Source organism: Brevibacillus jepli (assembly GCF_047229145.1).
Classification (GTDB): domain Bacteria; phylum Bacillota; class Bacilli; order Brevibacillales; family Brevibacillaceae; genus Brevibacillus.
In genome coordinates this window covers 172,678-183,341 of record NZ_JBFEFW010000009.1, presented here as the reverse complement: position 1 = coordinate 183,341, position 10,664 = coordinate 172,678, and the positions used below count along the sequence as shown (strand labels likewise).

Genomic DNA, 10,664 nt, shown 5'->3' with positions numbered 1-10,664 from the left:
CACGTAGCTGTAACGGACTAGCAGGGTATGCGTCATGGTAAGATAAGAAAGTGAATCGAAAGCAGGGGGAAGCAAAAACGTGCGTCGATATCGAAAAGTTTGGGATTACTTGTTTTTGGTTGCCATCCTGCTGGGGTTGTTCATTTCTTCTTCACAGCCGTACGCCAAGCAAGACATGCGGGGGACGATAGACAAGCTGGTGGATGAACAGAGCTTACTTGATCGTATGGGCGATATATCCATTCCGTATGCAGGCAAGGAAGTCAGCTTGGAAGAAAAAGGAGCAGCTGGGTTTATTGAGTTTTTCATACGGAAAGGGACACACTTTGTTGTCTTTGCCCTCTTGGCTCTTGGCTGGTATCGCGTGTTTTCACACCATCTCTCGTTTGGGCAAGCCTTGCCATGGAGCGGTTTTTGCAGTGTAATGACGGCTGTTTTGGACGAATGGCACCAGACGTTTACACCAGATCGAACCGGAATGGTTCAAGATGTTTTGCTAGATGCATCCGGATCTGTCACGATGTTGTTGATAATTGCTCTCAATTACCTGTATTCACGAAGAGCATATCGTTATAAAATGTAGGGAGCCTATCCATCCTATGAGGGAGAGAAGGCTGTGAATGAATGATTGGAGAGTGGATTAAATCGTGTTAGAAAAAAAGAATGTCCTTGTACTCAACTGTGGAAGTTCTTCTGTTAAGTACAAGCTGTATGAAATGCCTTCCAAGACTTTGATTGCGCATGACTATTTGGAGCAAATTCAGCGTGATCAATATGAAGATACTATCCGGGGAGTGTTTGAATCCCTCAAACAATATTCGATAGATATCGTTTCCCATCGTGTTGTACATGGCGGGGAAGCCTTCAAGCAGTCCGTTGTTGTAGATGACCAAGTAAAAGATCAAATTCGTAACCTGTCTCGTTTTGCCCCGCTTCACAACCCTATCAACCTGACCGGTATTGAAGTTGCTCAAAGTCTGTTCCCTGATCTGGTTCATGTGGCTGTCTTCGATACAGCGTTTCACCAGACGATGCCACCATCCTCTTATTTGTACGCGCTGCCTTATGAGTACTACGAGGAATACGGGATTCGCAAATACGGTTTTCATGGAACGTCTCACCGTTATGTAATGGGACGCGCAGCAGAAATGATGGGTCGCCCGAAAGAGCAGCTTCGTCTAATCAGCTGCCATATTGGTAGCGGGGTAAGTATTACTGCGATTCGAAACGGTGAATCGTTCGATACGTCGATGGGAATGACGCCATTGGCAGGGTTGTCAATGGGTACCCGCAGCGGAAACATTGATCCAGGGATCATCCCGTACATTGAGGAAATTGAAAAGACCGACACGGCTGGCGCTATTAAAATTTTGAATAACAAGAGCGGGCTGATGGGCGTATCTGGCGTATCCAATGACTTGCGCGACGTTATGAAAAAAGCTGAAGAGGGGCATCACCGCAGTAAGCTTGCGCTGGAATTGTTTACCACGATTCTGCATAAGCATGTTGGGCTGTACCTCGCTCGACTGAACGGAGTCGACGGCATTATCTTTACAGCAGGTGTTGGCGAAAATAGTGCTGCCGTACGAGAACTGGTTTGCGCAGGTCTGGAATTTGCCGGGGTCAACCTTGATCGTGAGGTAAATCGCACAAGCAAAGGTGAGGCATTCATTAGCACGAAGTACTCTCCAGTGAAAGTTATGGTCATCCCGACGAATGAAGAGCTCGTTATGGCGATGGATGCATTCGAACTGGGCCATAAATAGTTTAGAGTATGCACCTAGAAAGAATAGGCTTTTCAGTATTGGAATTTCTCTGCTATACTAAGAGAATGAGGCTTCTGGTTTGAGGTTCTCACCATTTTTCTGAAAAAATAAAAGGAGTGCAAACTGGATGGCAGTACAAGTGGGAAGCATCATCGAAGGAAAAGTGACAGCGATTAAACCGTTTGGGATGTTCGTAGCAGTCAGCGAAACCGAGCAGGGGCTGGTCCACATTTCCCAAGTAGCAAACGGTTTTGTTAAGGATATCAATGATCACTTTACCGTGGGGGCACAAGTAAAGGTAAAAGTACTCTCCATTGATGATGCAGGTAAAATCTCGCTTTCGGTTCGCGCAGCACTCCCAGCGCCTGAGCGTCCGGAACGTGAAGAGCGCCGTGGTGGTGGATATCGTGGAGGCGACCGCGGAGGGAATGCAAAACGAGAAAGCGGAGCTTCTTTCGAAGATAAGATGAAAAAATGGTTGAAGCACAGCGAAGAGAACCTTGCGACAATCAACAAAAAGAACGCAAAACGCGGCTACTAAGCCTTGCGATAACGTAAGAAGGACGGGACCTTGCTCCCGTCCTTTTTTGCGTCTAGTGTTCCAGAGGATTTCCTTCTTTTTCCCAATACTCAATCCCGCCGAGCATCTCTTTTACTTGAAAGCCGAGAGCGGCCAGTTTGGCGCAAGCCTTTGCGGCTCCATTGCAGGCGGGGCCCCAGCAGTAAACGACCAAGAGCTTGGTTCGATCGAGCGCAGCCGTCGTTTCCGTGGAAATCAGGGAATGAGGAAGATGCAGGGCGCCCGGAACGTGCCCGTCCCGATACGCTTTTTCACTGCGGACATCAAGGATACAGAATCCCGATACCTTGTTTTGCAGGTCATTCCATACGTCAGACACATCGGTTTCGAGTGAGAGCTTGGCGAGGAAATGACGCTCGGCTATTTCTGGTGGGGCAGCTGGTGTTTGCAGAACGATTGACATAGACATTCTCCTTACGTATGGTGATTGGGTTGTTTACAGCATAGCATTGAACTAATGATTACAGTTATCTATACTAATTGATGATTACCATTACTAATTTCTATGGGAGGGGACCGGATGGAGCTTGTCTACTTACATACGTTTCGTGAAGTTGCACGATACGGGAGCTTTACGCGAGCGGCGGAGGAGCTAGGATATGCTCAGCCGACAGTTACCGCCCAAATGCAAAAGCTGGAGCAGTCATATGGCGCACCGTTATTTGAAAGATACGGACGCAAGCTGCGGTTGACCCAGGCAGGTGAGGCTCTGCTGCCATACGCCCGAGAATTGATTCGTCTTTATGGGGAGTCTAAAGAAGTAATCAAGCAACAGGCAACGGGTCCGATTACGATTGGAACCATTGATACATTGGCTGCATTCTTTTTGCCTCCTTATTTGCAGGCTTTTTGTCAGGAATTCCCTCAGGTTGATTTGGTATTACGTACGGCAGGGGGAGCAGAAATTGTGCAGCAGATCAGGGATGGCTATCTCGACATGGGGGTCATTTTCGATAGGCCCTGTGCAGACCCTGAGCTAGTTACCCACGTCATTCGCGAGGAAGAACTGGTGATCATCATGCCACCAGAGCATCGATTCGCCCGAGCTGCTACGGTTACTGTCCACGATTTGGACAGAGAGCCCCTTGTATTGACCGAGGAAGGCTGCACATATCGGGGAATGCTGCTTGCGGCGTTTGGAGAGATGGGAATGACCCATCGGATCGCCTGCCAGTTCAGCAATCCGGAAGCCATTAAGCAATGCGTACGCTGTGGGTTGGGAGTGGCATTGTTGCCGTTGATGGCAGTAAAGAGAGAGCTGGCAGAAGGGGTACTCACCGCCATTCCGTTTCAATCGGATAAGCCGCCTTTTTCCATTCAGCTTGTTTATCATAAAAAGAAATGGCTATCACCTTCGATGGTGTCGCTTGTGGATACGATCACGAGATCAAAGAGAGAGGAATCGTGAGCAGGATGCAGCTAGATATTTCACCATTTGTCGCATGTACACCTGAGGAGACAGTTATTTCAGGAGTGCGGCTCTATACTGTCAGCTACTACAGTCAAGACTTGCTGGTAAAAGCAGCCCTGGCAGTACCAGAAGCCTATTTTCAGGAGGGAGCAAATCTGCCAGCGCTTCTGTATTGCCGAGGCGGGATTAAAGGAGTAGGACGTGTAAGACCCGAAAGAATCAGTCAGATGGCAGCTTTTGGCTACGTAATACTCGCTCCTCATTACCGTGGCAACGAAGGCGGAGAAGGGCGGGATGAGTTCGGAGGAGCGGACAGGCATGATGTTTTCGCTGCGTACGAGCTGCTCCGCAAGATGGAGAAAGTGGACAGCGGGAGAATCAGTGTCTATGGGTTTTCACGCGGTGGCGTCATGGCATTGTTCGCTGCTATGGAGTGCAAGGGCGTGCTGTCATGCGTCGTTTGGGGGGGCGTCAGCGACATGTTTTTGACGTACGAGGAACGGGTTGATCTAAGACGGATGCTGCGCAGAATCATCGGTCACCCGCGCAAGCAGGAGGAGGACTATCGTTATCGGACGCCTTTGTACCGGATTGACGAGATTTCTTGTCCTGTGCTCATCATCCATGGGATGGAAGACGAAAATGTCGGAGTGGAGCATGCGCATAAATTAGCTGATGCGCTGAAGCTGGCTGGCAAACCGCATGAAAAATGGCTGGCGCAAGGGGCCAGCCATCTGTTTGTCGGGGAAGATATTGAGACGTATACGCGCAAGATGTTCGCTTGGCTGGATGCACAAGCCTAATCTACTTTGGGTGTCAGCGGCAGAGTGATGATGATTTCTGTTCCGTTCCCAAGCTTACTGTTGACGTGCAGCTCACCGCCGTGGTTTTCGACCATTCGGCGCGAAATCGGCAGTCCCAGACCTGTTCCATCCTCTTTTAAGGAGAAGAACGGGTCGAATATACGCACGAGATACTCTTGGGAAATCCCTTCACCCGTATCCTGTACGTGAATGTGGACAGCTTGATCGTCCAGGCGGCTTTCGATGGACAGAACGCCGCCGTCCTTCATGGCTTCAATACTGTTTTTCATTAAATTTAGCAAGATTTGCTTTAATTGCTCGACATCGACGTGAATGCGAATGCCAGGATCGCAGCGGTCCACGATTTGAATGCCGTGCAGCATCGCCTCGGCATTCATCAACGGAAGAATCGAATGAATGACACCGGCTAGTGCAACCTCCCGATAATCAGGCTTGGACGGCTTGGAGAGCATCAATAATTCCGTCACGATACGGTTGACCCGCTCAATTTCCTGCAAGATCAAGGGCAAGTAGTACAAATCGCGCTCTTGATTCGATAACCGCTGCTCCAATAGCTGGATAAAGCCATAGATGACCGTAAGCGGATTGCGAATCTCATGAGCTGCTCCCGCTGCCAATTGACCGACCATGGCCAGCTTCTCGGATTGGTTCAAGTAATCTTGAATCTGCTCTTGCTCCGTAATATCCAAGAAGGCGACCATCCACCCTGTTTCCTGATCGTGGTGATGATTGTGCAGGGGGATGTACGACACCAGGGCAATGAATGGCGTGTCGTCTTTTTTGTACAAGGTCATTTTGCGATTGACGAACCAGGGAGTCGGCTCATTGCATGTAGGTGCTTCTAAGGAATCCTTGGACACCGGATAGCCCTGATCGTCGAGCTTGACTAATTTCTGTGCCAGCTGGTTTACATGAAGACCTACTGTCGCATGAGAATGGGTGATAATGCCGACAGGCAGGGAGTTTAAGATTTGCTCCCGGATGTTTTTTTCTTCGGTCAAAATTTGCCGCTGTATTTTATCTTGTTCGAACAGATTGGCAATGCTGCTCGACATTTTGTTGAACTCCTGCGCCAACTCAAGGAATTCGTCCTGATGGGTATAGACGATTTGCTGACCGAATGTCCCCTTGGATACTTCACGCGCTTGTTGCATCAAAGACTGAATCGGACGCAACAGCTCATTGCGGAAGTAAAACGTGCAGAATAACCCAAACAAGATAGAAGCAACCGAAACCGAATACGTCAGGATCAGTGAAACCTTGATGCTCTCGTTCGAATTCTGAAACTCTTTGTTCGTCTGATACTCCAGCTGATTGAGTGAAAACGAGAGGTCTCGCTCCAAACGGTCGAGTAATGGCTGGACTTCATTGGTAAGTACATAGCTGACGGCTGGAACATTTCCTGCTTGTAGCAGCGGATTGATTTTGTTCAAAAAGATAAAGTCCAGTTTGGATATCGATTCAATAATGGAAAACAAGCCGCTGTTCGCCTCGGTTTTGGGAAGCGAGGAAAAACGAGTGGTATCAATCAGATTCGTATAGTACTGATCAAGGTAAGACTCGTCACGTGTCAACGTATACATGTTTAGTGCATACGTCTTGGTGTAGATCTGGTTTTTGACCTCCAGCAAGGCGCTCGTTTGCGGCAACAGATTTTGCGTCAAATACACTTCATCAGAGGTGACCTTCGTCATTTGATAGCTGAACAGGGTAGTTACGCAACCGATGAGAAGCATCATTACGAGATAGCTGAGCATGATTTTTTTCTGAAATCCAAGATTGCTGAAAAGGGGCATGCCGATTAACCTCCATACGAGCCACGGGAAGGAATAAGATTTTGCAATTCCCGTTCTAAATCTTCACGTACATCTGCTGGAACCATATGACCGAATTGACTGAGACGGTTGACTCCTTCGGCAAGTCCGTACATGACTTTTCCATTAGGTAGTTGCTCTTGAATAAACTGCTCCATGATGATGCGGTAGCATTGACGAACATCCTGCATCATGGAGGCCAGCACGTAGTCTGGGGCAATGTAGCGCTGGTCTGCAATATATCCGATGGTGAATACTTTTGAGCGTTGGGCTTCTGTAATCACTTCGAGATTGAAGCTGTCGCCTGTGGTGTAGATGACGTCTACGCCTTGTGTAATCATGTCGCGTGTCGTATGAATGGCTCCTTCAATATCATTGAAATCAGGAACCTTTCCCACGATCACAGACGTATTGGGTGAAGCTTTTTTCACTCCCTCGATAAATCCTTCTACTTGGGAGAGCTCTGTCGGCTTGTCTACCATGATGTAGCCGACTTTTTGCGATTTCGTCATTTTCGCTGCAAGCATACCGACTAGCTTACCGGCAGGCTTCATATCGTAACGAATCGTCGTTTGATTGGGATGCGGAGCCTCACCGTTAAAGGAAACAAAGTGAGATTTCGGATAGCGTTTCGCCACATCAGTAAAAGGATCGGAGAAGATGAGGCCATGACCGAGTATCAGATCATAGTCATTGGCTGCATACTTCTCTGCTACTTTTGTGATTTGCTCCGGTTTTATATTGTTGGCGACTTCTAATGAAAAGTTAAATCGTTTTTGCAGTTCTGTCATGCTCTCCAGCGCACTGCTGTTCCATCCCTGATCGTACGTAGGCCCCTCCAATAGCAGGGCGACACGCAATTTTTCAGAAGAATGGCTGCTTTTATTCATGACTTTATCGATATGTTCCATACTTGTTACGAATTGACTGGTAATGAGCAGAAGCAGCCCGACTACTAAACCGGTAAACAAGACGGGAAATGGCAGCAGCTTTGGCATGCGGGATTCCTCCATAGAAAAAAGCATAATCCACTTGAAAATATAGATACATGTCATGCCTATTATATAGGTTCTCTGAAGGTTGTGCATGGAAAAAAGGGATACGGACAGGCTAAGAGTACGAAGAACCTATACCACAGCCATAAGGAAACGGAAGGGAGTCGTACACGAATGGACAACGATATGGTGGAAATCCCCCAGATTCATATTCCTGATGAGGTAACACAGGTCGATCGACCGGAGATCGGAGAGACCACTCCACACCCGAAACCAGATAGCCCACTTGCGTCTGGAGGGACAACTGAGTCTGTCAGCGACAGCAATTCGAATGAGAGTGAGAGTGGCGAGCGAATCGGATTTTTTACATAATGGCGATCGGAATTTGCGCATTCGACAAAAGAAGTCATTTTCTCTCGTGGACAAGGCTTGCGATTTCTGCAAAAGTAGGAAGTAAGATAGCAAGCGAGATGTGAGGGGATAAGAGTGCATGGCCCGATTGCTGATAGTAGATGACGCAGCCTTCACAAGAAGGGTGCTGACGGATATGTTAGGAGAGCAACACGAGATTTGTGGAGAAGCGAGTAATGGCTTGGAGGCAATCGAAAAATACAAGGAGCTCAAGCCAGACATTGTCACGATGGACATTACCATGCCGCACATGCACGGAATTGAAGCGATGCGTCACATATTGGATTTTGATCATGATGCAAAGATTTTGATCTGCTCGGCAGTTGGGCATCGGCAGAAGGTGTTGGAAGCGATGAAAACAGGAGCGAGTGATTTCGTCGTGAAGCCTTTTCAAAAAGAGCAGATGCTCGATGCAATCGCACGACTTTTGTAGACAGGCAAACAGCCGCCAGATCCCGGTTGGGGTGGCGGCTGTTTCTCTTTTACAAGCTGATTTCTGTCCCAATGCCGTTTGCTTTCGCCCGTTCATAGACGGTTTTGGCAACAGCTGTGTCGAGGTACGCAACACCTACGGATTTGAACAACGTGATTTCCGCATCGTTTTCTCTGCCAGGTTTATTCCCGATCAGAATGTCTCCCAACTCGGCATGCATTTGTTCAAAGCTCCATTCTCCACGTTCAATCGGGATGAGCAGATCGCCCGCTTCGTGCTGGGCTCCTTCCAACGTATCGACCACGACTTTACTGTTTTGTACGGTAGTCAAGTCGACCTCCTGCATATGGGGAAGAAAAGCACCGATGGCATTGATATGTGTACCGGGACGCAAGCGTGTCCCATCAAACAATGGGCTGGTAGCCTTGGTGCTGCAAATGACGATATCAGCATTCGCAACGGCCTCGCTGGCATCCTCCACGACGGCAATCTCGCCTTGCCACTCAGGATAGAGGGCCATTAATTTTTGTTTCATTTCGTCGGCTTTCTCACGCGTGCGGTTATAGAGATAAATGGTTGTCAGTGAGCGGACTTCCATGACAGCTTGAATCTGTCCGATGGATTGTGCCCCGCAGCCTAAGACCGCGCAGCTCTCAGCATTTTCTTTCGCCAAGTATTTGGTCGCGACGCCACTGCTGGCTCCTGTGCGCATAATCGTCAACAGGCTCGCGTCCATCATCGCCACATGCTTTCCCGTTTTCGCTTCGGTCAAGACGATGACGCTCTGGAGTGCTTTGATATCGTGCTTGTGGTTCTCCGGGAAAATGCTGATGATCTTCACGGCTACGTAATCGTCGGTTTCCAGATAGGACGGCATATACAGGCTGGTTGCCCCGTATTTCGGATGGTCAATAGCAGTACGGACAGGGGTGGTGACGTTGCCTAGCATATGCTCGCGGAATACGTGCTCCACATCTTCCAAACAATCTTTCATCGTATAGATTTGCTCAATGTTTTCACGGCTTAATACAAGCATCTCATTCTTCCTTTCCATCAGGATTCGTCCAAATCCAAATCCTTTGTTTCCTTCGTAGCAGAGACCGCAATGAGAGAGATCACTCCGGAAATGACGATGTACAAGGCGATTGGCACCCAGGAGTTAAAGGAACTTAACAGGGCAGTAGCAATGAGCGGTGCAGTACCACCCGCTAGAGCTGCACCGAGCTGGTAGCCAACAGTAACCCCAGTATACCGTACATTCGTACTGAAAATCTCAGAGAACATCGTACCCAATACAGCTGTGACCGGAGCCCAGAGAATGCCGAGTCCGATGACGGTAGCGACTGTAAGCCAGAGGGCCGATTTCAAAGACAGCATATAAAAGTAAGGGAATGCAAACAGCATCATGGCTACAGTCCCCGCGATATACAATGGCTTTCTGCCTACTTTATCTGACAGCATGCCCATGTACGGAATCGCGATGGTAGTCACCAATGTGGCGATCGTCACGGCATTGAGTACCGTTATTCGGTCATAGCCCAAGTAGTTCGTCGCGTAGGCAATAATAAACGTTGAGAAAATGTAGAACGGCGCCGTTTCTACCACCTTCGCTCCAACGGCGATCAGTACAGCCTTCCAGTGGTAGCGGAATGTATCAACGATGGGTACTTTTGCGATGTTCCCGGTCTTTTTTGCTTCCTGAAAAGCTGGAGTTTCATCGATGCCATTGCGAATCCAGAGTCCTACAAAGACAAGAGCGGCACTCAACAGAAACGGAATTCGCCAGCCCCAAGACATGAATTGGTCGTCTGGAAGTGCACTCATCAATGAAATCGCCAACGTACCGAGCAGCATGCCGATCGTTACACCCATTTGCGGGATACTTCCAAAAAAGCCGCGTCTGCCTTTTCCGGAGTACTCTACGGCAAGAAGCAACGCACCTCCCCATTCACCGCCAATCCCCAAGCCTTGAATCAAGCGCATCAGGACGAGAAGAATCGGAGCCCAAATGCCTATGGCGTTGTAATCAGGCAGCAAACCGATCAGGACGGTGGCGCCTCCCATCAGCGATAACGTCAAGACCAGCGTCTTTTTGCGGCCAATTTTGTCCCCGATATGACTGAAGATAACGCCACCCAAAGGACGGATGAAAAAAGGAAGACCAAACGAAAGATAAGAGAGCAGTAAGCCTACAGTCGGATCTGAGGAAGGAAAAAATAGCTTGTTGAATACGAGTGAAGCCATGGTTCCATACAGAAAAAAGTCAAACCATTCAATGGAGCTGCCAATCAGGCTCGCGACCAATGCTTTGTTTTGAACCTTTTTGGAAACGCCCGCTTGTGTTTGTAATGCCATCGGGTAATCCTCCTTTGTCGGTAGATATTGAAGTGTCACTTCAATCAATGAGTGAAGTAGCACTTCAATTTTGAG

General features: G+C 48.5%; 12 protein-coding genes. 7 read left to right on the top strand and 5 right to left on the bottom strand.

The window, feature by feature from the left end; all coding sequences use genetic code 11:
• Positions 1–79 precede the first annotated feature (79 nt).
• The 3 genes from AB1L17_RS12300 to AB1L17_RS12290 all read left to right on the top strand — a co-directional run bounded on the left by AB1L17_RS12300 (position 80) and on the right by AB1L17_RS12290 (position 2,307).
• Entirely contained in the window at positions 80–583 is a 504-nt protein-coding gene (locus AB1L17_RS12300; protein WP_412844978.1) for a VanZ family protein, read from the top strand.
• Between the two features lie 64 nt (positions 584–647).
• Positions 648–1,766 carry an acetate/propionate family kinase gene (locus tag AB1L17_RS12295; RefSeq protein ID WP_412844979.1) on the top strand — a complete coding sequence of 373 codons (1,119 nt, stop codon included), beginning with the start codon at positions 648–650 and terminating at the stop codon, positions 1,764–1,766.
• Positions 1,767–1,893: 127 nt separating this feature from the next.
• On the top strand, positions 1,894–2,307 hold the full coding sequence (locus AB1L17_RS12290; protein WP_173609935.1) for a S1 RNA-binding domain-containing protein: 414 nt from the start codon (positions 1,894–1,896) through the stop codon (positions 2,305–2,307).
• A gap of 52 nt (positions 2,308–2,359) precedes the next feature.
• Here AB1L17_RS12290 and AB1L17_RS12285 read toward each other — a convergent pair whose 3' ends face one another.
• Positions 2,360–2,749 carry a rhodanese-like domain-containing protein gene (locus AB1L17_RS12285; protein WP_412844980.1) on the bottom strand — a complete coding sequence of 130 codons (390 nt, stop codon included), beginning with the start codon at positions 2,747–2,749 and terminating at the stop codon, positions 2,360–2,362.
• Between the two features lie 117 nt (positions 2,750–2,866).
• Here AB1L17_RS12285 and AB1L17_RS12280 point away from each other — a divergent pair, with 117 nt between their 5' ends.
• Entirely contained in the window at positions 2,867–3,754 is an 888-nt protein-coding gene (locus tag AB1L17_RS12280; protein ID WP_412844981.1) for a LysR family transcriptional regulator, read from the top strand.
• Positions 3,755–3,759: 5 nt separating this feature from the next.
• A complete protein-coding gene (locus tag AB1L17_RS12275; RefSeq protein WP_412845152.1) occupies positions 3,760–4,560 on the top strand; it encodes an alpha/beta hydrolase family protein in 801 nt (266 codons plus the stop codon).
• Here the strand turns inward: AB1L17_RS12275 and AB1L17_RS12270 are convergent.
• Together AB1L17_RS12270 and AB1L17_RS12265 are read right to left on the bottom strand one after the other, a co-directional pair.
• Positions 4,557–6,377, bottom strand: coding sequence for a sensor histidine kinase (locus AB1L17_RS12270; protein ID WP_412844982.1), 1,821 nt, complete (start codon positions 6,375–6,377; stop codon positions 4,557–4,559). The two genes, AB1L17_RS12275 and AB1L17_RS12270, sit on opposite strands and share 4 nt — an antisense overlap.
• Positions 6,378–6,382: 5 nt before the next feature.
• Positions 6,383–7,393, bottom strand: coding sequence for a BMP family ABC transporter substrate-binding protein (locus AB1L17_RS12265; RefSeq protein WP_412844983.1), 1,011 nt, complete (start codon positions 7,391–7,393; stop codon positions 6,383–6,385).
• 171 nt (positions 7,394–7,564) lie between these two features.
• On the opposite strand from AB1L17_RS12265, the gene AB1L17_RS12260 reads away from it, so the two are divergent.
• Complete coding sequence (locus AB1L17_RS12260; RefSeq protein WP_412844984.1) at positions 7,565–7,762, top strand: hypothetical protein; 198 nt, start codon at positions 7,565–7,567, stop codon at positions 7,760–7,762.
• Positions 7,763–7,880: 118 nt separating this feature from the next.
• A complete protein-coding gene (locus tag AB1L17_RS12255) occupies positions 7,881–8,234 on the top strand; it encodes a response regulator (protein ID WP_412844985.1) in 354 nt (117 codons plus the stop codon).
• 49 nt (positions 8,235–8,283) lie between these two features.
• Here AB1L17_RS12255 and AB1L17_RS12250 read toward each other — a convergent pair whose 3' ends face one another.
• Both AB1L17_RS12250 and AB1L17_RS12245 read right to left on the bottom strand, forming a co-directional pair.
• A complete protein-coding gene (locus tag AB1L17_RS12250) occupies positions 8,284–9,270 on the bottom strand; it encodes an ornithine cyclodeaminase family protein (RefSeq protein WP_412844986.1) in 987 nt (328 codons plus the stop codon).
• Positions 9,271–9,287: 17 nt separating this feature from the next.
• Positions 9,288–10,589, bottom strand: coding sequence for an MFS transporter (locus AB1L17_RS12245; RefSeq protein ID WP_412844987.1), 1,302 nt, complete (start codon positions 10,587–10,589; stop codon positions 9,288–9,290).
• Positions 10,590–10,664 lie beyond the last annotated feature (75 nt).